Source organism: Salinispora vitiensis, from assembly GCF_000378825.1.
Lineage (GTDB): Bacteria > Actinomycetota > Actinomycetes > Mycobacteriales > Micromonosporaceae > Micromonospora > Micromonospora vitiensis.
The window spans coordinates 432,501-459,378 of sequence record NZ_KB900388.1; the positions used below are offsets into that span (position 1 = coordinate 432,501).

Genomic DNA, 26,878 nt, shown 5'->3' on the forward strand with positions numbered 1-26,878 from the left:
CGCCGGAGCGGTCCTGATGTCGGCCGGCTGCGGGTGTTGGTCGTGGTCGGTACCGACAAGCACCCGTTTGACCGGCTGGTCGACTGGCTTCGAAGCTGGCATCGCACCGTTCCCGACCGCGTGGCCCTCACCGTCCAGCATGGATACACGAAGGCGGTCGGCGTTCCCGGCGCCCTGGCCTTTCTGGGGCACGACGAGCTCCACGCGGCGATCTCCACAGCCGACCTTGTGATCTGTCACGGTGGCCCGGCCACCATCCTGGAGGTTCGTCGGCACGGCCGGGTGCCGATCGTGGTCCCCCGGGATCCGTCTCACGGCGAACACGTCGACGACCACCAGCTGCGGTTCGCGCGTCGACTCGGGGCGGCGGGCCTGGTGGTGGTGTGCGAAACCCCAGCGGCGTTCGTGGCCACGCTTACCGCCGGCCTGGCCGAGCCGGCCCGGTTCGTCAGCCGGGCGGATCCCGATTCGGCCCGGCAACGGGAGGCCGCCGTGGCCCGGATCGGCGAGACCGTGGAGCAGTTGGTGGTCGCGGCGAACGGCCGACGGAGCTGGTGGTGGCCGTGGTCCCGGTCGCCGTGGAGCGGAGCGCGAGGATGACCGCGCTGCCATGGGCGACCACCCGGCCGAGGGTGAGTGCGGTGGTGCCCACCCGGGACCGCCCGGAGCTGCTGCGGGCCGCGGTCCGCGCCCTCCTTGACCAGGACTATCCGGGTGAGCTCGAGGTGGTCGTCGTCTACGACCGTTCGGAGCCGGATCCGACCCTGACCGCGCTGTCCCGACCGGGTAGGCCGGTCCGAGTTATCGAGAACGGCCGGACGCCCGGTCTCGCGGGTGCCCGCAACACCGGCACCCTGGCTGCCACCGGCGAGTTCATCGCTTTCTGCGACGATGACGACGAGTGGTTGCCCGGCAAGCTGTCGGCGCAGGTTGCGGCGCTCACCACCCTCCCCGACGCGGAGTTCGTCTCCGGTGGCATCCGGGTGAGCTACGACGGACACACCGTCGACCGGTCGCTGTCCCGGGACCGGATCACGCTCGCCGACCTGTTGCGGGATCGGTTGACGGAGCTGCACCCGTCAACCTTCCTCTTCCGCGCCGCCGTACTCCGCGACGGCTTCGGACTGGTCGACGAGGAGATTCCGGGCAGCTACGCCGAGGATTATGAGTTCCTGCTGCGGGCGGCCCGCCGGGCGCCCTTGGTTAACCTGCGTACCCCGCTGGTGCTGGTGCGTTGGCACAACCGGTCGTATTTCACGCAGCGCTGGGACACCATCTCGGCGGCGCTGCAGTGGCTGCTGGAACGCTACCCGGAGTTCGGCAGCCAGCCGGCCGGTGCGGCCCGGGTGGCGGGGCAGATCGCCTTCGCCCGCGCCGCCTCCGGTGACCGCCAGGGCGCGCTGCGCTGGGCCCGCCGTACCCTCCGGGGCAATCCGCGGGAGCCACGGGCGTACCTGGCGCTCGCGGTGGCCGGGCGGGTGGTCCGGGCGGACGCGGTGCTGCGCACGCTACACAAGCGCGGCCGGGGCATCTGAGTCTTTGGGGTGGCTGTATTGAAATGGGATGAGCTAACCTATCCGGAGGTTGGTGCGTCAGCGGGTATTCTTCCGTCCGGGTATCGACACGTCCACCGTAGGGCCTTTCTTGGTGCCGATGTCCGGGTCTTTGACAGGGCTGTTGACGCATTGCTCTCATGGCGTGTGCACGGTCGGGCTGGGATTAGCGTTGATCGCCCAGATCTGCGACCGGAGCCGGGAGTGGACTTCCGGCTGAGAATTGGGTGGCGAGGACTGCTGGTGCAGGCCCCCTGCCGTATCATCTATACGTTTGACCAGGGTGATCGGCTGGGATTTGCCTACGGTACATTGCCGGGGCATCCGGAGAGTGGCGAGGAGGCATTTCTGGTTCATCGGGACGGGGTTGGGCGGTCACATTTCGAGATACGAGCCTTTTCGCGTCCGGATTCGCTGGCTGCTCGAATGGCTGGCCCGCTGGGTCGGTTCGCGCAGGATTTAATAACGTCAAGATATCTTGGCGCGATGCGCTCCCTGTCTCGGGTTGACTGACCGGCTCCCACCACTCTGGCAACCGCTCCCAACAGTCCGGGGCGGCCTATGGCGGCGGTTGATCCTCGTCGCCGCGGTGTTCTCGGCGATCGGCCGAGGCCGCCCGCTGTCGTTCGGACCACTGGGGGGTCATCGCCGGGTTGAAGATCCGGGCGACCAGGACGTCGGTTGACGAGTGCGCCAGGATCGACAGGACAACGGTCAACGCCACCAGGTGGAACACCTCGTCTCCCGCGGTGACGCCGGCCTGGAGCACCAGCAGACCGTAGACCACCGAGGCGAAACCCTTCGGGCCGAACCACATGGCGGCAAACTGCTCGGTGCGGCTCAGCTTCGAACCGAGGAACGACACCGCGAGGGCGAGTGGGCGGGCCACCACGATGGCCAACACCGCGAAGAGCCAGCCGGTCCAGTTGATTTCACTGAGGAACTTCACCGAGATCAGGGCGCCGAACACCAGCAGGGCGGCGAGCTTGAACAGCTCGGCGATCAGCTCGCCGAAGTGTTCGAAGCTCTCGCGCTGTCGCTCGCCGAAGGTGGCCACGGTGATGCCGGCGGCGAACGCGGCGAGGAACAGGTTGGCGTGGGTGATCAGCCCCAGCGCGAGGACCAGCAGGCCGATCGCCACACCGTTGAGGGGCTCGTACTTGGTGGAGGCGGAGAAGAACCGCCCCTTCTCCAACTGCAGCGCCAGCCAGGGCACCGCCACCCCGATCACCAGGCCCAGGAGCAGCTCGGTCCCCAGCTCGTCGAGGTGCAGGTCGTCGGAGCCCTCGACGACCGTCAGGAAGAGGATGACGAACGGCAGCGCGAGGCCGTCGTTGATGCCGGATTCGACGTTGAGCAGGTGCCGCAGTCGGCGCGGAACGCCCACGTTGCCGACTAGGGCGGCGGCGAAGACCGGGTCGGTGGGGGCGAGGACCGCCCCGATCAGCAGTGCCTCCGGCCAGTCGAGTCCGGCCACGTAGTGCGCCAGCACCGCGGTGATCCCCAGCGTCAGCGGGAGCCCCCAGCCGAGCGCCCGCCCGGGTAGCCGCCACGCCGCGCGTAGGTCGGCGAAGCCGACCCGCATGCCGTCGGTGAAGAGCACGGTGAAGAGCGCCAGCTCCGCGAGCCCGGCGACGATCTCGCTGTCGGCGGTGATTTCCAGGACACCCGTGGTGTCCGGGCCGAGCAGGATACCGGCGAGGAGGAATACCACGGCGGTGGAGAGGATGCTGCGGTGCGCGAGGCTGGACAGTAGGACTGCCAGCAGCAGCACGGCTGCGAACGCGAGGAGCAGCACCGGGGCCTCCGGGTGGGTCGAAACCACGTCGTCGCCGACCAGACTTCCGGGAGGCCGCCATGATCGTACGGATTCGCTGCCAACGGGGTGATCGTGACCGTCCCACGGACACTCGTGTCCGCAGGGCGGGACGGGCCGGGTGTGGCACCGGGCGCCCACCGGGCGTGCCAGACTGGCCGTTGTGTTGCGCTGGTTGACTGCAGGGGAATCACACGGTCCCGCCCTGGTCGCGTTGCTCGAGGGAGTCCCGGCTGGGGTCGAGGTGACCACCGAGGAGATCGCCGGAGAGCTCGCCCGGCGTCGCCTCGGCTACGGCCGTGGTGCCCGGATGGCGTTCGAACAGGACGAGATCGAGATCATCGGTGGGCTGCGGCACGGGGTGACCCTGGGCAGTCCGGTGGCGATCCGGGTCGGCAACTCCGAGTGGCCCAAGTGGCGCACGGTGATGGCCGCCGACCCGGTCGACCCGGCGGAGCTGGCCGGGCAGGCCCGGAACGCGCCGCTGACCCGTCCCCGACCGGGGCACGCCGACCTGGCCGGCATGCAGAAGTACGGGCACACCGACGCCCGCCCGATCCTCGAACGGGCCAGCGCCCGGGAGACGGCGGCCCGGGTCGCCGTCGGCACCGTCGCCAAGGCATTGCTCCGGCAGGCGCTGGGCATCGAGGTCGTCTCGCACATCGTGGAGCTGGGGTCGGTCGCGGCGAAACCGGGGCTGCGACCCAGCCCGGCCGACGCCGAGCGGATCGACGCGGACCCGCTGCGCTGTCTGGACCCGGAGGCGAGTCGCCGGATGGTCGCCGAGGTCGACGCCGCGAAGAAGGACGCCGACACGCTCGGCGGCGTGGTCGAGGTGCTGGCGTACGGGGTGCCCCCGGGGCTCGGCAGCCACGTGCAGTGGGACCGGAAGCTGGACGCCCGGCTGGCCACCGCGCTGATGTCCATTCAGGCGATCAAGGGGGTGGAGATCGGCGACGGCTGGCAGCAGGCGCGTTCCCGGGGCTCCGTCGCGCACGACGAGATCATTCCCACCGCGACCAGGGTCCGGCGGGTCACCGACCGGGCCGGTGGCCTGGAGGGGGGCATCACCACCGGTGAGCCGCTGCGGGTGCGGGCCGCGATGAAGCCGATCTCCTCCCTGAACCGCGCGCTGTCGACGGTGGATGTCACCTCCGGTGAGCCCGCCACCGCGATCAACCAACGCTCGGACGTGTGCGCGGTGCCGGCCGCGGGAGTCGTCGCCGAGGCGATGGTGGCGCTGGTGCTGGCCGAGGCGGCGGTGGAGAAGTTCGGCGGCGACTCGGTGGCCGAGCAGCGCCGCAACCTCGCCGGCTACCTCGACGCGTTGGTTGTCCGCTGATGGCGCCGGTCTGTGTGTTGGTGGGCCCGCCCGGCTCCGGCAAGACCACCGTCGGGCGAGCCCTCGCCGAGCTGCTCGGGGTGGAGTTCCGCGACACCGACCTGGACATCGAGGCGACGGCGGGCAAGCCGATCTCGGAGATCTTCATCGACGAGGGGGAGGCACACTTTCGTAGCCTCGAACGGGCGGCGGTGGCGACGGCGCTCGCGGCTGCCACCGGGGTGCTCGCCCTCGGCGGCGGTGCGGTGCTCGCCGAACAGACCCGGTCCGCGCTGACCGGCCACACCGTCGTGTACCTGTCGGTGGAGCTGCCCGACGCGGTCCGCCGGGTCGGGCTGGGTGCGGGGCGGCCCCTGCTCACGGTCAACCCGCGGGCCACCCTCAAACACCTGCTGGAGCAGCGCCGGCCGCACTACGCGGCGGTGGCGACGGCGACGGTGGTGACCGACGGCCGGACACCGGAGCAGCTCGCGTCCGAGATCGCCGCGCTGCTCCCCGCCTGACGGGCGCCCGGCCCGCCGGGCGGCCAACGGTTCCGGGTCCACTTCCGTCCTGTCCCGTTCCGGGGTCCGGTCCGGTCCGTGTCGGGGCGGTGTCCGGTTCGGCTCCGTGTCGGGGCCGTGTCGGAGTCCGGGTCCCGGGACGCCTTCGACCGTCGTCGCCACCGGCACGGCCGGCTCGGTTAGGCTGCGCCCGATGGACGAGATTACCCGGATCCCGGTTGGCGGTGACCAGCCGTACGACGTGTTGGTGGGGCGCGACCTGCCGGACCTGCCGCGGTTGCTGCCGGGCGCGGAGCGGCTGGCCGTGCTGTACGCGCCGCCGATGCAGGGCCGAGCCGAGCAGCTGGCGGAGCGGACCCGGGCGGCCGGCGTGACGCCGTTGCTGGTCGAGGTGCCGGACGCGGAGGCGGGTAAGCACATCGACGTCGCCGCCAGCTGTTGGGAACGGCTCGGTGCGGCGGGCTTCACCCGTGCCGACGCCGTGGTCGGGGTGGGCGGGGGCGCGGTTACCGACCTGGCCGGCTTCGTCGCGGCCTGCTGGCTGCGCGGGGTGCGCTGGATGCCGGTGGCGACGTCGCTGCTGGGCATGGTCGACGCGGCGGTGGGTGGCAAGACCGGCATCAACACCTCTGCCGGCAAGAACCTGGTCGGCGCGTTCCACCCGCCGGCCGGGGTGATCTGTGACCTGACCGCGCTGGACAGCCTCTCCCCGGTCGACCTAGCCGCGGGCATGGCCGAGGTGGTCAAGTGTGGCTTCATCGCCGACCCGGTGATTCTTGACCTAGTCGAGCGGGAGCCGGCCGTCGCCGTTGACCCGGCGGGGCCGGTGCTCCGGGAGTTGATCGAGCGGGCGATTCGGGTCAAGGCGCAGGTCGTCGCGGGTGACCTTCGCGAGTCGGGGGCCCGGGAGATACTGAACTACGGGCACACCCTGGCGCACGCCATCGAGAAGGTGGAGGGCTACCGCTGGCGGCACGGCCACGCGGTCGCGGTGGGGCTGGTCTACGCGGCGACTCTGGCCCAGCTCGAAGGCCGGCTGGACGCGCAGACCGCGCAGCGGCACCGGGCCGTGGTGGGTGCGCTCGGCCTGCCCACCGGATATCGGGCGGAGGCCTGGCCGGATCTGCTCGCCACGATGCGGGTGGACAAGAAGGCGCGGGGCAGCATCCTGCGCTTCGTGGTGTTGGCCGGCCTCGCCCGCCCGATGATTCTCGAGGCGCCCTCCGACGAGCTGCTGCACGCCGCCTACCAGGAGATCGCCGAATGAGGGTGTTCGTGCTCAACGGGCCCAACCTGGGCCGTCTGGGCACCCGACAACCGGAGGTCTACGGCACCACCACCTACGCCGACCTGGTCGAGCTGTGCCAGCAGACCGGGCGGGAGTTGGGGCTGGAGGTGGTCGTCCGGCAGACCGACGCCGAGCATGAGCTGCTCGGCTGGCTGCATGAGGCTGCGGACCTAGGCGCCTGCGTGGTGCTCAACCCCGCCGCCTGGTCGCATTACTCGATCGCGGTACGGGACGCTTGCGCCCTGCTGCGGGCCCCGTTGGTCGAGGTGCACCTCTCCAACATCCATGCCCGGGAGACGTTCCGGCACCACTCGGTGGTCTCGGCGGTGGCGACCGGGGTGATCTGTGGGTTGGGCGTGGACGGCTACCGCCTGGCTCTGCACCACTTGGCGGCGCGGGTCCGTTGATCGTCGGCGGGGGCTGCGGCTTGCTCGGGCGAGCCTGCCCAAACGCGGCCTAGTAGACTTGCCGGGTCTGTCCGCCACCTTATGATCAAGGCAGGAAATGGCCACCACCAACGACCTGAAAAACGGCATGGTACTCAACCTCGACGGTGAGCTCTGGGCCGTCGTCGAGTTCCAGCACGTCAAGCCCGGAAAGGGCGGTGCGTTCGTGCGCACCACGCTGAAGAACGTGCTCTCCGGCAAGGTCGTCGACAAGACCTTCAATGCGGGCACAAAGGTCGAGACCGCGACCGTCGACAAGCGTACGATGCAGTACCTGTACGCCGACGGCGAGGACTTCGTCTTCATGGACCTGGAGACGTTCGACCAGATCAATGTGCTCGGCGACACGGTCGGCGAGGCGGCGAACTATCTGCTTCCCGAGGCCGAGGCGACGGTCGCCACCCACGAGGGGGTGCCGCTCTACGTGGAGCTGCCGACCAGCGTGGTGCTGGAGATCACGTACACCGAGCCGGGTCTCCAGGGAGACCGTTCGACCGGCGGCAGCAAGCCGGCCACGGTCGAGACCGGCGCGACCGTGCAGGTGCCGCTCTTCATCACCACCGGCGAGAAGATCAAGGTCGACACCCGCGACGGCCGTTACCTCGGCCGCGCCTGATGGCCGAGGGGCCCAAGCAGCAGATGCCGGCGCGTCGCAAGGCGCGCAAACGGGCGCTGGACGTGCTCTTCGAGGCGGACCTGCGGGGCCGTCCACCGGTGGAGGTGCTCGCCGGCTACGTGGAGCGGATCGAGAAGCCCCGTCCGGAGCATCTGGGATACGCGGTTGGCCTGGTTGAGGGGGTCGCTGCCCACCTGGACCGGGTTGACGAGCTGATCGCCAGCTACGCCGAGGGGTGGACGCTGGACCGGATGCCGACCGTTGATCGGAACCTCGCTCGGATCGCGGTCTACGAGCTGCTCTACGTGGACGAGATCGACGACGCGGTGGCGATCAGCGAGGCGGTGGAGCTGGCTCGGCAGATGTCGACCGACGATTCACCGCGGTTCCTCAACGGCATTCTCGGCCGGATCGCGGAGTACGCCACCCGGTAGCCGCCCCCGCGGGGGCGCTGGCTCGGAAGCGAGCTGGCCGGCCGGCAGCGTGACCGGATAGGCGAAAAGGGCCCGTGCCGATCGGCACGGGCCCTTTCGGTTGGCACCACTCAGGAGGCGAAGAACGCCCGCGGGTCGGCGACGAGGACGCCGTGCTCGTTCAGCCGCTCGATCAGGCCAGACGGCGAGGCGTCGTAGACGATCGCCAGGGCGCGCAGGTCGTCGGCGCGGATCGACAGCACCCGGCCGTTGTAGTCGCCGCGCTGCTGCTGGATCGCGCGGGCGTACCGGGCGACGTAGGCGAGGTCCTCCGAGGCCTCGTCGTAGAGCCGCTCGAGGTCCAGCACGATCTTGCTGGTGGGCTCGTGGCGGACGCCACTGCCATCGGGCAGTAGCTCGGAGACGGGAACACGGTAGAAGTCGGCCAGCTCGGCCAGGCGGGACACGGTGACGGCTCGGTCGCCGCGCTCGTACGAGCCAACCACGACGGCCTTCCACCGTCCGTTGGACTTTTCCTCTACGCCCTGCAGGGACAGGCCCTGCTGCTGGCGAATGGAGCGCAGGCGGGCGCCCAGCGACTTGGCGTACTCAGAGGGCATTCGGACACTCCCAGTGCTGCTCGGGGTTCTCCCGTCGATCGCTACGGAGCGTGACGGTACGGGGATTGCGACAGCCGGTCAAGTGGTCGTGAACTTTCCTGTTTCATCCTGGGGGAGTTGTCCCAGTTTCGCCGTTCTGTCGCCGGGCCCTCGGCCGGCGACGGTCGAGACGGTGACCACTGGTAACGTTGCCCGAAGCCCCGGTCCGGTCCGTTCGCGGTCCGCGCCGGTCGATCCGACATCCTTTAACGACCCGTCCCGTGAGGCGGGGAAGGAGGTCCGCCGTGGCGTACCCACCGGCTGCCCACTCGCCGACCACCCGACAACCCTCGGTGAAGGTGATACTCACCACCGCCGACGTGCAGCGCGTGGTGGACCGCATCGCCCACCAGATCCTCGAGAAGACCCAGGGCGCCCAACAGACCGTCCTGCTCGGGATCCCCACCCGGGGCGCACCGCTCGCCCGGCGGCTCGCCGCCCGGATCAGCGCCTTCGAGGGGGTGGACGTCCCGGTCGGTGTGCTCGACATCACCCTCTACCGGGACGATCTGCGTCAGCACGGTACCCGCGCCGTCGGCCCCACCGACGTTCCCGCCGGCGGCATCGACGGCCGGCGGGTCATCCTCGTCGACGATGTCCTCTTCTCCGGCCGAACCGTGCGGGCGGCACTCGACGCGCTGAACGACGTCGGCCGGCCAGCCTCGGTCCAGCTCGCCGTCCTGGTCGATCGCGGCCACCGGGAGCTGCCCATCCGGGCCGACTATGTGGGGAAGAACATCCCGACCGCCCTCGCGGAGAGTGTCCGGGTCACCCTGGCAGAGCCCGACGGCGTGGACGAGGTCCGGCTCTACGGCGGTGCCCGGTGAGCCCGCGGGGCGCGGCGCCGCGCCGCCTGCTGGTCGCCGCCGGAAGGGAGTTCGAGGCATGATCCGTCACCTGCTCTCCAGCGCCGACCTCGACGCTGGCACCGCCCTTGAGATCCTGGACACCGCCGCCGAGATGGCGACCGTGGCCGGGCGGGAGGTCAAGAAGCTGCCGGCGCTGCGCGGCCGGACCGTGGTGAACCTCTTCTACGAGGACTCCACCCGTACCCGGATCTCCTTCGAGGCCGCCGCCAAGCGGCTCAGTGCCGACGTGATCAACTTTTCGGTCAAGGGGTCCAGCGTCGCCAAGGGCGAGAGCCTCAAGGACACCGCGCTCACCCTCCAGGCGATGGGCGCCGACGCCGTCGTCGTCCGGCACCCCGCCTCCGGCGCCCCGTACCAGCTGGCCGACTGGGTTGACGGCTCGGTCGTCAACGCCGGCGACGGTACGCACGAGCACCCCACCCAGGCGCTACTCGACGCGTACACGATGCGATCCCGGCTGGGCCGGCTCGCCGGTCTGTCGGTGGCGGTGGTCGGTGACGTGCTGCACAGCCGGGTGGCGCGCTCCAACGTCCTGCTGCTCTCCACCCTCGGCGCCAAGGTCACCCTGGTCGGCCCACCCCCGCTGATCCCGGTGGACATCGCCGCGGCCCTCGCGCCCGGCGCCGCCGTCTGCTACGACCTGGACTCGGTGCTGCCGCAGTCGGACGTGGTCATGATGCTCCGGGTGCAGCGGGAACGCATGAACGACTCCTACTTTCCCTCCGCCCGTGAGTACGCCCGCCGTTACGGACTGGACGGCTCGCGGATGCGGCGGCTGCCGGAGCACGCGATCGTGATGCACCCCGGCCCGATGAACCGGGGCATGGAGATCACCTCTGAGGCGGCCGACTCGCCCCGCTCCACCATTGTCGAACAGGTCGCCAACGGCGTCTCCGTCCGGATGGCCGTCCTCTACCTGCTACTCGGAGGGAACAACCGGTGACCGCGTACCTGATCACCAATGTGAGCGTCCTCGGCGCCGCGCCGACCGACCTGCTGATCCGCGACGGCGTGGTGGCCGAGACCGGCGCGGGGCTGACAGCCCCCGGCGCGGTCACGGTGGACGGCACCGGCCTGGTCGCCCTGCCCGGCCTGGTGGACCTGCACACCCACCTGCGCGAGCCCGGCCGGGAAGACGCCGAGACCGTCGAGACCGGCTCCCGGGCCGCGGCGCTCGGTGGCTACACGGCGGTCTGCGCGATGGCGAACACCTCGCCGGTCGCCGACACCGCCGGGGTGGTGGAGCAGGTCTGGCGGCTGGGCCGGGAGGCCGGGCTGGTGGACGTGCAGCCGATCGGTGCCGTCACGGTCGGGCTGGCCGGCGAGCGCCTGGCCGAGCTGGGCACGATGGCCGACTCCGCCGCCCGGGTCCGAATCTTCTCCGACGACGGACACTGCGTCGCCGACCCGCGGCTGATGCGCCGGGCCCTGGAATACGTGAAGGCGTTCGACGGCATCGTCGCCCAGCACGCCGAGGAGCCACGGCTGACCGAGGGCGCCCAGATGCACGAGGGGGAGATCTCCACCCGCCTCGGTCTGACCGGTTGGCCGGCGGTCGCCGAGGAGGCGATCATCGCCCGGGACGTGCTGCTCGCCGAGCACGTGGGGAGCCGCCTGCACATCTGCCACGTCTCCACCGCCGGCAGCGTCGACGTGCTGCGGCAGGCCAAGGCCCGCGGCGTGCAGGTCACCGCCGAGGTCACCCCGCACCACCTGTTGTTGACCGACGAGAAGGCGGTCACCTACGACCCGGTCTACAAGGTCAACCCGCCGCTGCGGACCGCCGCCGATGTCGCCGCGCTGCGCACCGCGCTGGCCGAGGGGGTGGTGGACATCGTCGCCACCGACCACGCCCCGCACGCCGTGGAGGACAAGGAGTGCGAGTGGGCGTACGCCCGGCCGGGCATGCTCGGCCTGGAGACGGCGCTCTCCATCACGCTGGACGTGCTCGGACCACGGTGGGACCTCATCGCCGAGCGGATGTCCCGCACCCCCGCCCGGATCGCCGGCCTCACCGAACACGGCCACGACCCGGCGCCGGGCGCACCGGCGAACCTGACCCTGGTGGATCCGGCGGCGCGTCGCGTGATCGAGCCGACCGAGCTGGCCAGCCGCAGCAGCAACACCCCGTACGCCCGCATGACGCTGCCCGGTCGCATCGTGGCGACCTTCCTGCGCGGCGAGGCGACGGTCCTGGACGGAAAGGCAGTGAAGTGATGCGAGTACGGAGTGCGGTGGGGCAGTGCCGCGTGGCCCGGAGTGCGGGGGGCGTGGCGTGAGGCGGCGACCGGCGATTCTCGTCCTAGAGGACGGGCGCACGTTCCACGGCGAGGCGTACGGCAGCGTCGGGGAGACCTTCGGCGAAGCGGTCTTCAACACCGGAATGACCGGCTACCAGGAGACGCTCACCGACCCGTCCTACCACCGGCAGGTGGTGGTGCAGACCGCGCCGCACATCGGCAACACCGGGGTAAACGGCGAGGATGACGAGTCCGGCCGGATCTGGGTCGCCGGGTACGTGGTCCGTGACCCCGCCCGGATCGGCTCGAACTGGCGGGCCACCGGTGGCCTTGAGGAGCGGCTCGCCGCCGAGGGCGTGGTCGGCATCAGCGGTGTGGACACCCGGGCGCTCACCCGGCACCTGCGGGAGCGGGGCGCGATGCGGGTCGGGGTTTCCAGCGTCGAGACCGACCCGCAGGCGCTGCTGACCCGGGTCCGGCAGGCCCCGCAGATGGTCGGAGCGGACCTCGCCGCCGAGGTGACCACCCCGCAGCCGTACGTGGTCGAGGCCGAGGGGGAGCACCGGTTCACCGTCGCCGCCCTGGATCTCGGCATCAAGCGGAACGTGCCCCGGCGGCTCGCGGCGCGGGGTGTCACCACCCATGTCCTGCCGGCTCACTCGGGCATCGACGAACTGCGGGCCACCGGCGCGGATGCGATCTTCCTCTCGCCCGGCCCTGGGGACCCGGCGACCGCCGACGGGCCGGTGGCCCTGGCCCGCGCGGCGCTCACCAGCGGGGTGCCGCTCTTCGGCATCTGCTTCGGCAGCCAGATCCTCGGTCGGGCACTGGGTTTCGGCACGTACAAGCTCGGTTACGGCCACCGCGGGATCAACCAGCCGGTGCTCGACCGGGTCACCGGCAAGGTCGAGGTGACCAGCCACAACCACGGTTTCGCCGTCGCGTGCCCCGGTGTCGAGCCGGGGGCCGTCGTACCGGACCGGGTGATCGAGTCCGAGTTCGGCGGGATCGAGGTCTCGCACGTCTGCCTCAACGACAACGTGGTCGAGGGGCTGCGGGCGCGCGACGTGCCCGCCTTCACCGTTCAGTACCACCCGGAGGCGGCGGCCGGTCCGCACGACGCGGACTACCTGTTCGACCGCTTCGCCGAGCTCATCGAGGGGCGCAACCACAGCGAGGGGCGAACGAATGCCTAAGCGGACCGACCTCAAACACGTCCTGGTGATCGGCTCCGGGCCGATCGTAATCGGGCAGGCCTGCGAGTTCGACTACTCCGGCACCCAGGCCTGTCGGGTACTGCGCAGCGAGGGGATCCGGGTCAGCCTGGTCAACTCGAACCCGGCGACGATCATGACGGATCCGGAGTTCGCCGACGCCACGTACGTCGAGCCGATCACCCCGGAGTTCGTCGAGCTGGTCATCGCCAAGGAGCGGCCGGATGCGGTGCTGCCCACCCTGGGTGGCCAGACCGCACTGAACACGGCGGTCGCGCTGCACCAGACCGGGGTACTGGAGAAGTACGGCGTCGAGTTGATCGGCGCGAACATCGACTCGATCCGCCGCGGCGAGGACCGCCAGCTGTTCAAGGACGTCGTCGCCAAGGCCGGGGTCCGGATCGGGGTGGCGGACCCGGCGACGCTGGTGCCGCGTTCCCGGGTCTGCCACTCGATGGACGAGGTCCGCGAGACGGTCGCCGAGCTGGGCCTGCCGGCGGTGATCCGGCCGTCGTTCACGATGGGCGGCCTCGGCTCCGGCATGGCCCACACCGATGCGGACCTGGAACGCATCGCCGGTGCCGGCCTGGCCGCCAGCCCGGTGCACGAGGTGCTCATCGAGGAGAGCGTGCTCGGCTGGAAGGAGTACGAGCTCGAGCTGATGCGCGACCGGCACGACAACGTCGTGGTGGTCTGCTCGATCGAGAACGTTGACCCGATGGGCGTGCACACCGGCGACAGCGTCACCGTGGCGCCGGCGATGACTCTCACCGACCGGGAGTACCAGCGCCTGCGGGACCTCGGCATCGCGGTGCTGCGCGAGGTCGGGGTGGACACCGGAGGCTGCAACATCCAGTTCGCGGTGAACCCGGCCGACGGCCGGATCGTCGTGATCGAGATGAACCCCCGGGTCTCCCGCTCGTCGGCGTTGGCCTCGAAGGCGACCGGCTTCCCGATCGCGAAGATCGCCGCGAGGCTGGCCATCGGCTACACCCTCGACGAGATCCCCAACGACATCACCCTGAAGACGCCAGCCGCGTTCGAGCCGACGTTGGACTACGTGGTGGTCAAGATTCCGCGCTTCGCGTTCGAGAAGTTCCCCGGCGCCGACCCGGAGCTGACCACCACCATGAAGTCGGTCGGTGAGGCGATGAGCCTGGGCCGCAACTTCACCGAGGCGCTGAACAAGGCGATGCGCTCGATGGAGACGAAGGCGGCCGGCTTCTGGACCGTGCCCGACCCGGCCGATGCCACCCGGGAGGACACCCTCGCGGCGTTGCGGGTGCCGCACGACGGACGGCTCTACACGGTGGAACGGGCGCTGCGGCTCGGCGCCTCGATCGCCGAGGTGGCGGCGGCCTCCGGTGGGATGGACCCGTGGTTCCTCGACCAGATCGCCGGCCTGGTGGAGTTGCGGGCCGAGATCGTGGACGCCCCGGTGCTCGATGCCGACCTGCTGCGCCGGGCCAAGCGGGCGGGGCTCTCCGACCGGCAGCTCGCCGCGTTGCGCCCGGAGTTGGCCGCCGAGGACGGGGTTCGGACGCTGCGGCACCGGTTGGGCGTCCGGCCGGTGTACAAGACCGTGGACACCTGCGCGGCGGAGTTCGAGGCGACGACGCCCTACCACTACTCCACGTATGACGCGGAGACCGAGGTGGTCGGGTCGGACCGACCCAAGGTGCTGATCCTCGGCTCGGGGCCGAACCGGATCGGGCAGGGCATCGAGTTCGACTACTCCTGCGTGCACGCCGTCATGGCGTTGCGGGACGTCGGATACGAGACGGTCATGGTCAACTGCAACCCGGAGACCGTCTCCACCGACTACGACACCGCGAACCGGCTCTACTTCGAGCCGCTGACCTTCGAGGACGTCCTCGAGGTGTGGCACGCCGAGGACTCCTCCGGCCGGGCGGCCGGTGGCCCCGGCGTGGTCGGGGTGGTCGTGCAGCTCGGTGGCCAGACCCCGTTGGGGCTGGCGCAGCGGCTCAAGGACGCCGGGGTGCCGGTCGTCGGTACCTCCCCGGAGTCGATCCACCTCGCCGAGGAGCGGGGGGCGTTCGGCGCGCTGCTGGCCCGTGCCGGGCTGCGGGCGCCGGCACACGGCACCGCCATCTCGTACGACGAGGCGAAGACGATCGCCGCCGAGATCGGTTATCCGGTGTTGGTCCGCCCCTCGTACGTGCTCGGTGGTCGGGGCATGGAGATCGTCTACGACGACGCCACGCTGCGGGACTACATCGGCCGGGCCACCGACATCTCCCCGGATCATCCGGTGCTGGTGGACCGGTTCCTCGATGACGCGATCGAGATCGACGTGGACGCGCTCTGCGACGCCGCCGGTGAGGTCTACCTCGGCGGGGTGATGGAGCACATCGAGGAGGCCGGGATCCACTCCGGCGACTCCTCCTGCGCGTTGCCGCCGATCACCCTGGCCGGTTCACACGTCGCCGAGGTCCGTCGGTACACCGAGGAGATCGCCCGGGGCATCGGCGTGCAGGGCCTGCTCAACGTGCAGTACGCCCTCAAGGACGACCAGCTCTGGGTGCTCGAGGCCAATCCGCGTGCGTCCCGGACCGTGCCGTTCGTCTCCAAGGCCACCGCGGTGCCGTTGGCCAAGGCGGCGGCGCGGATCGCGCTCGGTGCCACCATCGCCGAGCTGCGCGCCGAGGGCCTGCTCCCCGCCGACGGCGACGGCGGTACCCTCCCCGCGGATGCGCCGATCGCGGTCAAGGAGGCGGTGCTCCCGTTCAAGCGGTTCCGTACTCCGACCGGGAAGGGGATCGACTCGCTGCTCGGACCGGAGATGAAGTCCACCGGCGAGGTGATGGGCATCGACACGGCCTTCGGGTACGCCTTCGCCAAGTCGCAGTCGGCCACCTACGGCTCGTTGCCGACCGGCGGGAAGATCTTCGTGTCGGTCGCCAACCGGGACAAGCGTGGCATGATCTTCCCGATCAAGCGCCTGGCCGACCTGGGCTTCCAGCTGATCGCCACCACCGGCACCGCCGAGGTGCTGCGCCGGCACGGCGTCGCCTGCGAGCAGATCCGCAAGCACTACGAGTCGGGGGAGAGCGAGGACGCGGTCTCGCTGATCCGCTCCGGCGAGGTGGTGCTCGTGGTGAACACCCCGCAGGGCTCGGGAGCGAGCGCCCGCTCGGATGGCTACGAGATCCGCAGTGCCGCCGTGACGGCGGACATCCCCTGCATCACCACCGTCCCCGGCGCTGCCGCCGTGGTGATGGCGGTCGAGGCCCGGATCCGTGGTGACATGGTGGTCCGTCCGCTGCAGGCGCTGCACGCCTCGCTGCGGAGCGCCCGATGAGCCCGAGCGGCCGGGGATCACTCACCCCGCCGGGGAGGATGGGGTGATCTTCGAACGGGTGGTGCGGCCACGGCTGTTCCGGCTGGGGGGCGGGGACGCGGAGGTGGCGCACGAGTTCACGGTACGGCGGCTGGCCGGCCTGGCCCGGGTGCCCGCGGCGCTGGCCGTGCTCCGGGCCCGGTACGGCGTTTCGGCTCCCCGAACGGTGTTCGGCCTCCGCTTCCCGAACCCGGTCGGGTTGGCCGCCGGGATGGACAAGAACGGGGTGGCGCTGCCGGCCTGGCCGGCGTTGGGCTTCGGGTTCGTCGAGGTGGGTACGGTCACCGCGCACCCGCAGCCGGGCAATCCGCGGCCGCGGCTGTTTCGGCTTCCCGAGAGCCGGGCGGTGGTGAACCGGATGGGCTTCAACAACGCCGGCGCCGACGCGCTCGCGGCGCGGTTGGCGGCGCTGCCCCGCCCGCTCGGGGTGCCGTTGGGCATCTCCCTCGGCAAGTCCAAGGTCACCCCACTCGAGGAGGCGGTTGCGGACTACCAGGCGTCGTACCAAGCCCTGCGGGGCTACGGCGACTACTTCGCGGTCAACGTCTCCTCGCCGAACACGCCGGGGCTACGTACGCTGCAGGACCGGGCGCACCTGGACGCCCTGTTGGCCGTTCTGGTCGGTGAGAAACCGGTACTGGTGAAGATCGCCCCAGACCTCCCGGATCCGGCCATCGCCGAGCTGCTGGAGGTCTGCCTGGCGCGGGGTGCAGCGGGGGTGATCGCCACCAACACCACGCTCTCCCGCGACGGTCTCGCTCCCGCCGACCGGGCCGGCGGCGCCGAGGCGGGTGGGCTCTCCGGCCGCCCGTTGGCGCAGCGGGCCCGGGAGGTGGTCTCCTTCGTGCACGCCGAGACCGGCGGTCGGCTGCCGATCGTCGGCGTCGGCGGCATTCTCACTCCGGACGACGCCGAGCGCATGTTCGACGCGGGCGCGTCGTTGGTGCAGCTCTACACCGGTCTCATCTACCGGGGGCCGGCCCTGGTGCGGGCCGCTGCGGCGGCGGCCCGCACGCCGTGACACCGTGCGGGTGGTACTCGCCCGGTGCCTGTGGACCGCTCGCCGGTCGTGCGCCGGGTTACCGGAACCCGAGGGCCGGTTGACACGGGTGACCGGCTGGTGAGGAGGCGACGTCGTTGACCCCGGAGGAGATCAGCGCCGCAGACGCGGCCCACGTGTGGCATCCGTACGCGGCACTGCCGCCGGCCACCCCGCCGTACGTCGTGGAGAGCGCCGCCGGGGTGCGGCTGCGCCTGGCCGACGGGCGGGAACTGGTTGACGGGATGGCGTCGTGGTGGTCGGCGATCCACGGCTACCAACACCCGGTGCTGGACGCGGCGGTGACCGACCAGCTCGGCCGGATGAGCCACGTGATGTTCGGCGGGCTCACCCACGAGCCGGCCGTCACGCTGGCCCGGACCCTCGTCGAGCTGGCGCCGGAGGGGTTGGAGCATGTCTTCCTGGCCGACTCCGGCTCGGTGAGTGTCGAGGTGGCCGTGAAGATGTGCCTGCAGTTCCAGCGGGCCACCGGCCGGCCGGAACGCCGTCGGCTGGGGACCTGGCGGGGTGGCTACCACGGCGACACGTTCCACCCGATGAGCGTCTGTGACCCGGAGGGGGGTATGCACCACCTCTGGGGGGAGCTGCTGCCCCGGCAGGTTTTCGCGCCGGTGCCGCCGTCGGGGTTCACCGCACCTCCGGATCCGGCGTACGAGGCGGTCTTGGCGGACGCGGTCGCCCGGCACGCCCACGAACTGGCCGCGGTCATCGTCGAGCCGGTCGTCCAGGGGACCGGTGGCATGCGGTTCCACCACCCGCGCTACCTACAGGTGCTGCGGGAGGTCACCCGGGCCCACGGGGTTCTGCTGATCTTTGACGAGATCGCTACCGGTTTCGGTCGGACCGGGGCGATGTTCGCCGCCGAGCATGCCGGCGTAACGCCGGACGTGCTCTGTGTGGGCAAGGCGCTCACCGGGGGGTACCTCACCCTGGCCGCCGCGCTCTGCACCGCGGAGATCGCCCGTGGGATCTCTGCCGCCGGTGTGCTGGCGCATGGTCCCACCTTCATGGGTAATCCGCTGGCCTGTGCGGTGGCCAACGCCTCGCTCGGCCTGCTGCGAGCCGAAGACTGGTCGGCGCAGGTGGCGCGGATCGAGACGGGTCTGCGGTCCGGCCTGGAGCCGCTACGGGCGCAGCCGGGCGTCGCCGACGTCCGGGTGCTGGGCGCGATCGGTGTGGTGCAGCTCGACCATGAGGTGGACCTGCCGGCGGCGACCGCGGCGGCGGTGGCCGCTGGCGTCTGGCTGCGACCGTTCCGGGATCTGATTTACACCATGCCCCCGTACGTCACCGCGGATGCCGATCTGGCCCAGATCACCGCGGGGATCGCCGCCGCGGCTCGGGCGGGCTGATCGGCCGGCTGCGGCGGCGAGGGGGGCCGGGCAGCGGGTGGGTAGGCGTGCGGAACCCCGCCGGGCGGTGCGAGCCCGCCGGGGCGGTGCGAGCCCGCCGGGTGCGGGCGGCATCAGCCGCCCGCTGAGACGACGCGTGCGTGGCACGCGAGAGGGAGGTCTGCGATGGAGAGCTTCGGCGCCCGGTTGCATCGGGCGGTTGGCGAGCGGGGTCCGCTCTGCGTGGGCATCGACCCGCACCCGGGTCTGCTTGCCCGGTGGGGCCTCGATGACGACATTCGCGGTCTGGAGCGGTTCGCGGGCGCGGTCGTGGAGGCGTTGGGTGACCGGGTCGCGGTGGTCAAGCCGCAGTCGGCCTTCTTCGAGCGGTTCGGGTCTCGGGGCATGGCGGTCCTTGAGTCAACTATCCGACAGTTGCGGGCGGCTGGTTCGCTCGTTCTCCTCGACGTCAAGCGTGGCGACATCGGCTCGACGGTCGCCGCGTACGCCTCCGCGTACCTTGAACCATCGAGCCCACTGCATGTCGACGCGGTGACGGTGAGCCCGTATCTCGGCGTTGGCGCGCTCGCCCCGATGTTCGAGCTGGCCGCCGCGCGAGGTGGCGGAGTCTTCGTGCTGGCGCTCACCTCCAATCCCGAGGGCGCCGCGGTGCAGCGGGCTCGCACCGCCGACGGGCGGACCGTCGCACAGCTGGTGATCGACGAGATTTCCCAGCTCAACGCGGGTGCGCAACCACTGGGCAGCGTGGGGTTGGTGGTGGGGGCGACCATCGGCGCGACGGGTCACGATCTCACTGCGGTCAACGGTCCGTTGCTCGCTCCGGGCCTGGGAGCGCAGGGCGCCAGCGCCGCTGACCTCCGGGTGGTCTTCGGCTCCAGCCTGCCCGCCGTACTGCCCACATACTCCCGTGAGGTGCTGGCCGCGGGGCCCGATCCGGCGGCTCTTCGGGACGCCGCGGACCGGGTCCTAGCCGAGTGCCGAGCGGCTTTGACCGGTTCGTAACTGACTGACGGCTCGGTCACTTTCCGCCGATCTTCGCGTGCCCACGTTGCCGAATGCGCCGTTGACCGCTAGTTTTCCCCGCGCTGGGAACCTTGGGCCTCCCTGGTTCGCAGCGACACCACGTTTCACAGTGCGGCGGTGCGTTCGCCCGTCGCGATAGGGACCTGAGGAGAACTGGTGCCGCTCCCGTCACTGACCCCTGAGCAGCGCGCAGCAGCGCTGGAGAAGGCCGCGGAGATCCGCAAGGCCCGTGCTGAGCTGAAGGAGCAGCTCAAGCAGGGCAAGACAACGCTCGGAGCCGTTCTCGAGCGGGCCGAGTCCGACGATGTCGTCGGCAAGCTGAAGGTATCCGCTGTCCTGCAGGCGATGCCGGGAATCGGCAAGATCCGGGCGACCCAGATCATGGAGAAGCTCAAGATCGCCGATAGCCGGCGCCTGCGTGGGCTCGGTGAGCAGCAGCGCAAGGCCCTGCTTGGGGAGTTCGCCGCCAACTGAGGTCGGCAGCCGTGTAGAAACGAGCAGTGAGCACGGATGGTGAGGCGCGCCCGGCGGCCCGGCTCACCATCCTGACCGGACCGTCGGGTTCCGGTCGGGATGGTGTCGCTGGGTTGGTCCGGGCGCGCCTGCCTGCTGTGTGGACGCCGGTGCCGGTGACCACCCGCCCCCGGCGGGATGGCGAGGTGGCCGGGGTCGACCGGGTCTTCCTCGACCCGGCCGAGTTCGACCGGCTGCTGGCCGCCGGCGAGCTGCTGGAATGGAGTCAGATCGGCCGGTACCGGCGGGGTACGCCGGGGCAGCCCCTGCGGTCCCGGCTGGCCGCCGGGGTGCCGGCTCTGCTCCCGATGGACCTAGCCGGGGCGCTGCGGCTGCGGGCCGTGTTGCCGACGGCCCAGCTGGTGCTGCTGCACCCACCCGGCTACGTGGCCGATCCGGTCACCGCGCCACAATTCGCGCATACCATCGTGCATGGCCGGACCATGCAGGTCGTGGACGAGCTGGTAGGATTGTTCGGTTCGTCATTCATAGCTCCGGCGCGACCGCGCGTGCGCGGTTGACCGCCAGCACCGCGAGCGGTGTCACAGACGCAGAGGTCAACAGTGGGATCCATCGCCACCAACCCCGAAGGCATCACCAACCCGCCGATCGACGAGCTCCTCGAGAAGACCACGTCGAAATACGCGCTGGTCATCTTCGCCGCCAAGCGGGCCCGTCAGGTCAACGCCTACTACAGCCAGCTCGGTGAGGGCCTGCTGGAGTACGTCGGCCCGCTGGTCGAGACGACCCCGCAGGAGAAGCCGCTCTCGATCGCCATGCGGGAGATCAACGCGGGCCTGCTCACCGCTGAGCCCACCGACCAGCCGTAACGCGTACCCAGCGATGTCCCCCCGGATAATCCTCGGGGTCGGTGGCGGGATCGCCGCCTACAAGGCCTGCGAGTTGCTCCGGCTCTTCACCGAGTCCGGCCATCAGGTCCGGGTGGTGCCGACCTCGTCGGCGCTCCAGTTCGTCGGGGCCGCGACCTGGTCGGCGCTCTCCGGTCAACCGGTCGCCGATGACGTTTGGTCCGACGTGCACGAGGTGCCGCACGTGCGGTTGGGTCAGCAGGCGGACCTGGTCGTGGTGGCTCCGGCCACCACCGACCTGCTCGCCCGGGCCGCGCATGGGCTCGCGGACGACCTGCTCACCAACACTCTGCTGACGGCGCGCTGTCCGGTGGTCCTGGCGCCGGCGATGCATACCGAGATGTGGGAACATCCGGCGACGGTTGCCAACGTGGCGACGCTGCGCTCCCGTGGGGTGCGGATCGTCGAGCCGGCGGTCGGCCGGCTCACCGGAGCGGATACCGGCAAGGGGCGGCTACCGGACCCGGCGGAGCTCTTCGCCGTGGCCCGACGCGTTCTCGCCCGCGGCGCCGCCGCCCCGGCGGACCTCACCGGGAAGCGCGTGCTGGTCACCGCCGGGGGCACCCGGGAGCCGCTTGACCCGGTCCGGTTTCTCGGTAATCGCTCCTCCGGCAAGCAGGGGTATGCGTTCGCCCGCGCCGCGGTGGCGCGAGGAGCCCGGGTCACCCTGGTCTCCGCCAACGTCGCGCTGCCCGATCCGGCCGGCGTGGACCTGGTCCGGGTCGGTACGACCGCCGAGCTGCGCGAGGCCACGCTGACGGCTGCCGACCGAGCCGACGCGGTGGTGTTGGCGGCGGCTCCCGCCGATTTCCGCCCGGCGACGTACGCGGCTGGCAAAATCAAGAAGTCGGACGACGGCAGCGCGCCCACCATTGAGCTCGTCGCGAACCCGGACATCGCCGCCGAGCTCGGGAAGCGCCGTCGCCCGGAGCAGGTGCTGGTGGTCTTCGCTGCGGAGACCAGTGACGCCGAGGCCAACGGTCGAGCCAAGCTCGCCCGTAAGCGGGCGGATCTCATCGTCATCAACGAGGTCGGCCCGGACCGGGTTTTTGGCGCCGACACCAACGCGGCGACCGTCATCGGCACGGACGGATCGGTCAGCCGGATGCCCGAGCAGTCCAAGGAAGACCTCGCCGACGGTGTGTGGGACCTCATCGTCACCCGGCTGGCCGGCTGTCCCGGATAGCTGGATCAGTGCGCGATAGGGGGATCCGGTACCGGGCGCGAGTGACTAAACTGCCGCGGAACGAGTTTCCCTGACTTAGGAGTGCCGTGACACGCCGCCTCTTCACTTCCGAATCGGTCACCGAAGGTCACCCTGACAAGATCGCTGACCAGATCAGTGACGGGATCCTCGATGCGTTGCTGACAGAGGACCCGCGTAGCCGGGTTGCAGTGGAGACGCTGATCACAACCGGTCAGGTGCATGTTGCGGGCGAGGTAACCACCCAGGCCTACGCCGACATCCCGTCGATCGTGCGTCGGACGATTCTGGATATTGGTTACGACTCGTCGCGAAAGGGTTTCGACGGGGCGTCCTGCGGGGTAAGTGTGTCGATTGGGTCACAATCGGCAGATATCGCCCAGGGTGTCGATAACGCGTTTGAGCTGCGTACCGGTGCGTCCGAGCACGTGTTGGATGCGCAGGGCGCTGGCGACCAGGGGATGATGTTCGGGTTCGCCTGCTCGGAGACCCCGGAGTTGATGCCGCTGCCGATCGCGTTGGCGCATCGGCTGTCCCGCCGCCTGGCACAGGTGCGGCGCGAAGGGTTGGTGCCGTACCTGCGTCCGGATGGCAAGACGCAGGTGACGGTGGAGTACGAGGGACTGCGGCCGGTGCGGCTGAACACCGTGCTGGTGTCGTCGCAGCACGCGGCAGATGTGTCGCTGGAGTCGCTGCTGACGCCGGACATCCGGGAGCACGTGATCGCACCGGAGGTGGAGAGTCTGGGGCTGGGGCTGGACACCGAAGACTACCGGCTGCTGGTGAATCCGACGGGCCGGTTCGAGGTTGGTGGCCCGATGGGAGACGCGGGTCTGACCGGCCGGAAGATCATCGTGGACACCTACGGCGGGTACGCGCGGCACGGCGGCGGAGCGTTCTCGGGCAAGGACCCATCCAAGGTGGACCGCTCGGCGGCGTACGCGATGCGGTGGGTGGCCAAGAACGTGGTGGCGGCCGGGCTGGCGGAGCGGTGCGAGGCGCAGGTGGCGTACGCCATCGGCAAGGCGCAGCCGGTGAGCCTGTTCCTGGAGACGTTCGGCACGGAGACGGTGCCGGTGGAGCGGATCGAGAAGGCGGTGACGGAGGTGTTCGACCTTCGGCCGGCGGCGATCATCCGGGACCTGAAGTTGATGCGGCCGATCTACTCGCAGACCGCGGCGTACGGACACTTCGGTCGAGAGCTTCCCGACTTCACCTGGGAGGGCACCGACCGCGCCGCTGACCTGAAGTCGGTAGCGGGCGCCTGAGTAACACCCCGCGTAGCGACCGGCGGCCCGCCAACGGGTCGCCGGTCGCTCGTGTCTGCGTGGACGTTCCCCTGGCCCACCTCGATCGGCCCTTCGACTACCTGGTGCCCGAGGCTCTCGATGTCGATGCTGCTCCCGGGACCCGGGTCAAGGTCCGCTTCGCCGGTCAGCTCGTCAACGGTTGGCTGTTGGAGCGGGTGAGCGAATCCGCCCACCCCCGGCTCGCGTACCTGGAGAAGGTCGTCTCTCCGGAGCCGGCCCTGGCTCCGGAGATCGCCCGCCTGGCCCGCGCCGTCGCCGACCGGTACGCCGGCAGCCTCGCCGACGTGCTTCGCCTCGCTGTTCCGCCCCGGCACGCCCGGGTCGAGAAGGAGCCGCAACCGCCTGCCGCGGCCGGCCCGGCCGCGTCGGATGCGGGAACCGGGCCGGATGCGGGAACCGCGCCGGTCGATCCGGTTGGTTGGTCGGGCTACCCGACTGGCCCCGCCCTCCTGCGGGCGCTAGCCGACGGCCGTGCCCCCCGCGCGGTCTGGTCTGCTCTACCGGGGGAGGAGTGGCCCGCCCGCTACGCCGAGGCGGTCGCGGCGACCGTCGCCGGTGGCCGGAGCGCGGTCGTGGTCGTCGCCGACGCCCGGGACCTCGACCGGCTCGACTCGGCGCTGACCGCCGTGCTCGGCACCGGCCGGCACGTCCAGTTGACCGCCGCGCTCGGTCCGGCCCGCCGGTACCGGGCGTTTCTCGCCGCCCGGCGGGGTCAGGTGCCGGTGGTGATCGGCACCCGGGCCGCCATGTTCGCGCCGGTGCCGCGACTCGGTCTCGTCGCCATCTGGGACGACGGTGACGACCTGCACGCCGAGCCCCGCGCCCCCTATCCGCACGCCCGCGAGGTGTTGCTGACCCGTGCCCAGCTTGCTGGCGCCGCTGCCCTGATCGGCGGTTATGCCCGCACCGCCGAGGCGCAGCTGCTCGTGGAGACCGGGTGGGCCCGCGAGGTCACGGCCGCCCGCGCCGCCGTCCGGGCGCGGATGCCGGCGATCGCGCCCACCGGCGACGACCCCCAGCTGGCCCGGGACCCGGGTGCGGCTACCGCCCGGTTGCCCAGCCTGGCCTGGACCGCGGCACGCGCTGCCCTCTCCGCCGATGCGCCGGTCCTCGTCCAGGTGCCCCGGCGTGGCTATCTGCCGGCGGTGGCGTGCGCCACCTGCCGGGCTCCGGCGCGCTGCCCGCACTGCGCCGGGCCGCTCGCGTTGCCCTCGGCGCGGGGTGCGCCGGTCTGCCGCTGGTGTGCGCGGGTCGCCGCCGCGTACGCCTGTTCGGAGTGCCGGGGCCGGCGGTTACGCGCCTCGGTCACCGGCGCCCGACGGACGGCGGAGGAGCTGGGCCGGGCCTTTCCCGGTGTGCCGGTGCGTACCTCCGGGCGGGAGGAGGTCCTCGCAACGGTCCCCGGTGGCGCCGGGTTGGTCATCACCACCCCGGGTGCCGAGCCGGTGGCCGATGGCGGTTACGGGGCGGTGTTGCTGCTGGACTCGTGGGCCCTGCTGACCCGGGCCGACCTGCGGGCGGGGGAGGAGGCGCTGCGGCGCTGGCTGGCCGCCGCCGCCCTGGCCCGCCCCGGGTCGGACGGCGGCCGGGTGGTGGTGGTCGCCGACGGTGCGCTCGCCCCGGTGCAGGCACTTCTCCGCTGGGACGCTGGCTGGTTCGCGGCCCGTGAACTCGCCGAACGCCGGGAGCTCGGTTTTCCACCGGCGGTGCGGATGGCGAGCGTCACCGGGCCGCCGGCCGCCGTCGCCGAGCTGCTCGACGAGTCCCGGCTACCGGCGGAGGCGGAGCTGCTGGGGCCGGTGCCCGCCGACGGCGACCGGGAACGGATGCTGGTGCGGGTTCCCCGTTCCCGGGCCGCGGACCTGGCCGCCGCCCTGCACTCGGCGGCCGGGGTGCGCACCGCCCGTAAGGCTGCTGATCCACTCCGGCTTCAGGTCGACCCGCTGACCCTCTTCTGATCCAACAACTCAGCGGAAGTCGACAGCTACCAAGAGTTACTGAAGTTGTCGCGACGGACACGCTGTGTGGGGATGGGGGCGGATCCAGGTGATAGCATCGCCCCCCATGTCGAGCCGGATGAAGGCTCAGGTCATGGTGTGTCGTTCGATACGCCCGGCCGGAGCCGGCGCCGGTCCGGCGGCGATGGCGACGGAGCGCGTCGGGTGACGCGGTGCCGGCGAGTGTTAACAGCCCGCAATCATAGGTGGACCAGTCGTGATCGTTCCTCAATCGATTGTCTTCAACGGCGACCTCGGTAGTGGCAAGAGCACCGTCTCCGTGGAGATCGCCGAGCGTCTCGGCATGCGTCGGGTCAGCGTGGGTGATCTCTACCGGCAGATGGCCCAGGAGCGGCAGATGACCGCCCTTCAGCTCAACTTGCACGCCGAGCTGGATCAGGCCGTGGACGGCTATGTCGACCAACTCCAGCGGGATATCGCGGCCTCCGGCGAGTGTCTGGTGATGGACTCGCGGCTCGCCTGGCACTTCTTCACCGACGCGCTCAAGGTGCACATGATCACCGAGCCGGGGGAGGCTGCCCGGCGGGTGCTGCTGCGTCCGTCTGGCCCGGCTGAGCAGTACACCTCCCTGGAGGAGGCGAAGGCCCGGCTCATGGAGCGCAGCGAAAGTGAGCGGAACCGGTTCATCATCCGCTACGGCGTGGACAAGGCCCAGCTGCGCAACTACGACTTGATCTGTGACACCACCCGGGCCGGCGCCGCGGAGGTGATCGAGCACATCGTCGCCGCGTACGAAGGGCGGCTCTGCCCCGAGGTGCTGCGGGAGGCTCCGCCGCTGCTGCTGCTCGACCCGGCCCGGGTGTACCCGACCGAGGACATCGTCACCCTCCGCGGCCGGTGGGACGCCGCACCCGGCGGCGATGTCGCTGCCGCGGGCGACGAGCCGCTGCGGATTGGTTACACGGGGGAGCACTTCTTCGTTGTGGACGGGCACCGTAGACTCAGTGCCGCGTTGCAGGACGGGTGCCGGCTGGTGCCCGCCCGGCTCGTCGCCGAGGTGGACGAGCCCGTCGTCGGTGGGATGAGCGCTATCGACTACTTCGCCGCCCAGGTCCGGCCCAGCATGATCCACGACTGGTCGGCTGCGCACGGGATCGAGCTGCCGCTGCCCGAACCGGCTCTGTTGGGCGGCGGTGCGGTGTTGGCGGGGGAGCCCGGCGCCAGCGCCTGAGCGCCGTCTCCGTCAACCCCCGGCGCCGGGGGTTACGG

At 71.0% G+C, this 26,878-nt stretch carries 26 protein-coding genes; 24 read left to right on the top strand and 2 right to left on the bottom strand.

Annotated elements, in window-relative coordinates:
• Positions 1-33 precede the first annotated feature (33 nt).
• The 3 genes from SALPAC2_RS0102055 to SALPAC2_RS25635 are packed head-to-tail and all read left to right on the top strand — an operon-like array spanning position 34 to position 2,066.
• Positions 34-600, top strand: coding sequence for a glycosyltransferase (locus SALPAC2_RS0102055; protein WP_018214973.1), 567 nt, complete (start codon positions 34-36; stop codon positions 598-600).
• A complete protein-coding gene (locus tag SALPAC2_RS0102060) occupies positions 597-1,535 on the top strand; it encodes a glycosyltransferase family 2 protein (protein WP_050563154.1) in 939 nt (312 codons plus the stop codon). The genes SALPAC2_RS0102055 and SALPAC2_RS0102060 overlap by 4 nt, the downstream gene beginning before the upstream one ends.
• A gap of 9 nt (positions 1,536-1,544) precedes the next feature.
• Complete coding sequence (locus SALPAC2_RS25635; RefSeq protein WP_223874044.1) at positions 1,545-2,066, top strand: DUF1990 domain-containing protein; 522 nt, start codon at positions 1,545-1,547, stop codon at positions 2,064-2,066.
• A gap of 46 nt (positions 2,067-2,112) precedes the next feature.
• Here the strand turns inward: SALPAC2_RS25635 and SALPAC2_RS0102065 are convergent, their stop codons facing one another.
• A complete protein-coding gene (locus tag SALPAC2_RS0102065; protein WP_018214975.1) occupies positions 2,113-3,378 on the bottom strand; it encodes a cation:proton antiporter in 1,266 nt (421 codons plus the stop codon).
• Between the two features lie 154 nt (positions 3,379-3,532).
• Between SALPAC2_RS0102065 and aroC the strand changes: the two genes are divergently transcribed.
• The 6 genes from aroC to nusB all read left to right on the top strand — a co-directional run bounded on the left by aroC (position 3,533) and on the right by nusB (position 7,998).
• Positions 3,533-4,711 carry a chorismate synthase gene (gene aroC / locus SALPAC2_RS0102070; protein ID WP_026184322.1) on the top strand — a complete coding sequence of 393 codons (1,179 nt, stop codon included), beginning with the start codon at positions 3,533-3,535 and terminating at the stop codon, positions 4,709-4,711.
• On the top strand, positions 4,711-5,214 hold the full coding sequence (locus SALPAC2_RS0102075) for a shikimate kinase (RefSeq protein ID WP_018214977.1): 504 nt from the start codon (positions 4,711-4,713) through the stop codon (positions 5,212-5,214). The genes aroC and SALPAC2_RS0102075 overlap by 1 nt, the downstream gene beginning before the upstream one ends.
• Before the next feature lie 193 nt (positions 5,215-5,407).
• Entirely contained in the window at positions 5,408-6,481 is a 1,074-nt protein-coding gene (gene aroB / locus SALPAC2_RS0102080) for a 3-dehydroquinate synthase (protein WP_018214978.1), read from the top strand.
• Positions 6,478-6,909, top strand: coding sequence for a type II 3-dehydroquinate dehydratase (gene aroQ, locus SALPAC2_RS0102085; protein ID WP_018214979.1), 432 nt, complete (start codon positions 6,478-6,480; stop codon positions 6,907-6,909). Before aroB ends, aroQ begins: the two co-directional genes overlap by 4 nt.
• Positions 6,910-7,006: 97 nt before the next feature.
• The gene (efp, locus tag SALPAC2_RS0102090) at positions 7,007-7,564 is read left to right on the top strand and encodes an elongation factor P (RefSeq protein ID WP_011905742.1); all 558 of its coding nucleotides are present in this window, start codon (positions 7,007-7,009) and stop codon (positions 7,562-7,564) included.
• Positions 7,565-7,587: 23 nt separating this feature from the next.
• A complete protein-coding gene (gene nusB / locus SALPAC2_RS0102095; protein ID WP_180199258.1) occupies positions 7,588-7,998 on the top strand; it encodes a transcription antitermination factor NusB in 411 nt (136 codons plus the stop codon).
• Between the two features lie 110 nt (positions 7,999-8,108).
• On the opposite strand, the gene bldD is transcribed toward nusB, so the two are convergent.
• Positions 8,109-8,597: a transcriptional regulator BldD gene (gene bldD / locus SALPAC2_RS0102100; RefSeq protein WP_011905744.1), complete on the bottom strand. Its 489-nt coding sequence runs from the start codon at positions 8,595-8,597 to the stop codon at positions 8,109-8,111.
• 284 nt (positions 8,598-8,881) lie between these two features.
• Between bldD and pyrR the strand changes: the two genes are divergently transcribed.
• The 15 genes from pyrR to SALPAC2_RS0102175 all read left to right on the top strand — a co-directional run bounded on the left by pyrR (position 8,882) and on the right by SALPAC2_RS0102175 (position 26,840).
• On the top strand, positions 8,882-9,463 hold the full coding sequence (gene pyrR, locus SALPAC2_RS0102105; protein WP_018214981.1) for a bifunctional pyr operon transcriptional regulator/uracil phosphoribosyltransferase PyrR: 582 nt from the start codon (positions 8,882-8,884) through the stop codon (positions 9,461-9,463).
• Positions 9,464-9,521: 58 nt separating this feature from the next.
• Positions 9,522-10,448 (top strand): aspartate carbamoyltransferase catalytic subunit, encoded by a 927-nt coding sequence (locus tag SALPAC2_RS0102110; protein WP_018214982.1) that lies wholly within the window; start codon positions 9,522-9,524, stop codon positions 10,446-10,448.
• Complete coding sequence (locus SALPAC2_RS0102115) at positions 10,445-11,722, top strand: dihydroorotase (RefSeq protein WP_018214983.1); 1,278 nt, start codon at positions 10,445-10,447, stop codon at positions 11,720-11,722. The genes SALPAC2_RS0102110 and SALPAC2_RS0102115 overlap by 4 nt, the downstream gene beginning before the upstream one ends.
• 58 nt (positions 11,723-11,780) lie before the next feature.
• The gene (gene carA, locus SALPAC2_RS0102120) at positions 11,781-12,941 is read left to right on the top strand and encodes a glutamine-hydrolyzing carbamoyl-phosphate synthase small subunit (RefSeq protein WP_018214984.1); all 1,161 of its coding nucleotides are present in this window, start codon (positions 11,781-11,783) and stop codon (positions 12,939-12,941) included.
• Positions 12,934-16,281, top strand: a complete 3,348-nt coding sequence (gene carB / locus SALPAC2_RS0102125; RefSeq protein WP_018214985.1) for a carbamoyl-phosphate synthase large subunit — start codon at positions 12,934-12,936, stop codon at positions 16,279-16,281. The genes carA and carB overlap by 8 nt, the downstream gene beginning before the upstream one ends.
• Before the next feature lie 43 nt (positions 16,282-16,324).
• Complete coding sequence (locus tag SALPAC2_RS0102130; RefSeq protein ID WP_018214986.1) at positions 16,325-17,341, top strand: quinone-dependent dihydroorotate dehydrogenase; 1,017 nt, start codon at positions 16,325-16,327, stop codon at positions 17,339-17,341.
• A 116-nt stretch (positions 17,342-17,457) separates the two neighbouring features.
• Positions 17,458-18,732 (top strand): adenosylmethionine--8-amino-7-oxononanoate transaminase, encoded by a 1,275-nt coding sequence (locus tag SALPAC2_RS0102135; RefSeq protein WP_018214987.1) that lies wholly within the window; start codon positions 17,458-17,460, stop codon positions 18,730-18,732.
• A 165-nt stretch (positions 18,733-18,897) separates the two neighbouring features.
• Positions 18,898-19,734, top strand: a complete 837-nt coding sequence (gene pyrF / locus SALPAC2_RS0102140) for an orotidine-5'-phosphate decarboxylase (protein WP_018214988.1) — start codon at positions 18,898-18,900, stop codon at positions 19,732-19,734.
• Between the two features lie 177 nt (positions 19,735-19,911).
• Positions 19,912-20,229 carry an integration host factor, actinobacterial type gene (gene mihF, locus SALPAC2_RS0102145; RefSeq protein WP_007458370.1) on the top strand — a complete coding sequence of 106 codons (318 nt, stop codon included), beginning with the start codon at positions 19,912-19,914 and terminating at the stop codon, positions 20,227-20,229.
• 26 nt (positions 20,230-20,255) lie between these two features.
• Positions 20,256-20,789 (top strand): nucleoside/nucleotide kinase family protein, encoded by a 534-nt coding sequence (locus tag SALPAC2_RS0102150; protein WP_018214989.1) that lies wholly within the window; start codon positions 20,256-20,258, stop codon positions 20,787-20,789.
• Between the two features lie 42 nt (positions 20,790-20,831).
• Positions 20,832-21,098 carry a DNA-directed RNA polymerase subunit omega gene (gene rpoZ / locus SALPAC2_RS0102155; protein WP_013285517.1) on the top strand — a complete coding sequence of 89 codons (267 nt, stop codon included), beginning with the start codon at positions 20,832-20,834 and terminating at the stop codon, positions 21,096-21,098.
• Positions 21,099-21,111: 13 nt separating this feature from the next.
• Positions 21,112-22,323: a bifunctional phosphopantothenoylcysteine decarboxylase/phosphopantothenate--cysteine ligase CoaBC gene (coaBC, locus tag SALPAC2_RS0102160; RefSeq protein WP_018214990.1), complete on the top strand. Its 1,212-nt coding sequence runs from the start codon at positions 21,112-21,114 to the stop codon at positions 22,321-22,323.
• Between the two features lie 86 nt (positions 22,324-22,409).
• Positions 22,410-23,609 carry a methionine adenosyltransferase gene (metK, locus tag SALPAC2_RS0102165; RefSeq protein ID WP_018214991.1) on the top strand — a complete coding sequence of 400 codons (1,200 nt, stop codon included), beginning with the start codon at positions 22,410-22,412 and terminating at the stop codon, positions 23,607-23,609.
• Between the two features lie 59 nt (positions 23,610-23,668).
• Positions 23,669-25,609 carry a primosomal protein N' gene (locus tag SALPAC2_RS0102170; protein ID WP_018214992.1) on the top strand — a complete coding sequence of 647 codons (1,941 nt, stop codon included), beginning with the start codon at positions 23,669-23,671 and terminating at the stop codon, positions 25,607-25,609.
• A gap of 256 nt (positions 25,610-25,865) precedes the next feature.
• A complete protein-coding gene (locus SALPAC2_RS0102175; protein WP_018214993.1) occupies positions 25,866-26,840 on the top strand; it encodes an AAA family ATPase in 975 nt (324 codons plus the stop codon).
• Positions 26,841-26,878 lie beyond the last annotated feature (38 nt).

What these genes read in the sequence shown, in the direction of transcription:
- SALPAC2_RS0102060 (WP_050563154.1), top strand. Translation starts at nt 597, where the DNA reads ATGACCGCGCTGCCATGGGCGACCACCCGGCCGAGGGTGAGTGCGGTG.
- SALPAC2_RS0102075 (WP_018214977.1), top strand. Translation starts at nt 4,711, where the DNA reads ATGGCGCCGGTCTGTGTGTTGGTGGGCCCGCCCGGCTCCGGCAAGACC.
- aroB (WP_018214978.1), top strand. Translation starts at nt 5,408, where the DNA reads ATGGACGAGATTACCCGGATCCCGGTTGGCGGTGACCAGCCGTACGAC.
- aroQ (WP_018214979.1), top strand. Translation starts at nt 6,478, where the DNA reads ATGAGGGTGTTCGTGCTCAACGGGCCCAACCTGGGCCGTCTGGGCACC.
- efp (WP_011905742.1), top strand. Translation starts at nt 7,007, where the DNA reads ATGGCCACCACCAACGACCTGAAAAACGGCATGGTACTCAACCTCGAC.
- nusB (WP_180199258.1), top strand. Translation starts at nt 7,588, where the DNA reads ATGCCGGCGCGTCGCAAGGCGCGCAAACGGGCGCTGGACGTGCTCTTC.
- bldD (WP_011905744.1), bottom strand. Translation starts at nt 8,597, where the DNA reads ATGCCCTCTGAGTACGCCAAGTCGCTGGGCGCCCGCCTGCGCTCCATT.
- SALPAC2_RS0102110 (WP_018214982.1), top strand. Translation starts at nt 9,522, where the DNA reads ATGATCCGTCACCTGCTCTCCAGCGCCGACCTCGACGCTGGCACCGCC.
- carB (WP_018214985.1), top strand. Translation starts at nt 12,934, where the DNA reads ATGCCTAAGCGGACCGACCTCAAACACGTCCTGGTGATCGGCTCCGGG.
- pyrF (WP_018214988.1), top strand. Translation starts at nt 18,898, where the DNA reads ATGGAGAGCTTCGGCGCCCGGTTGCATCGGGCGGTTGGCGAGCGGGGT.
- coaBC (WP_018214990.1), top strand. Translation starts at nt 21,112, where the DNA reads ATGTCCCCCCGGATAATCCTCGGGGTCGGTGGCGGGATCGCCGCCTAC.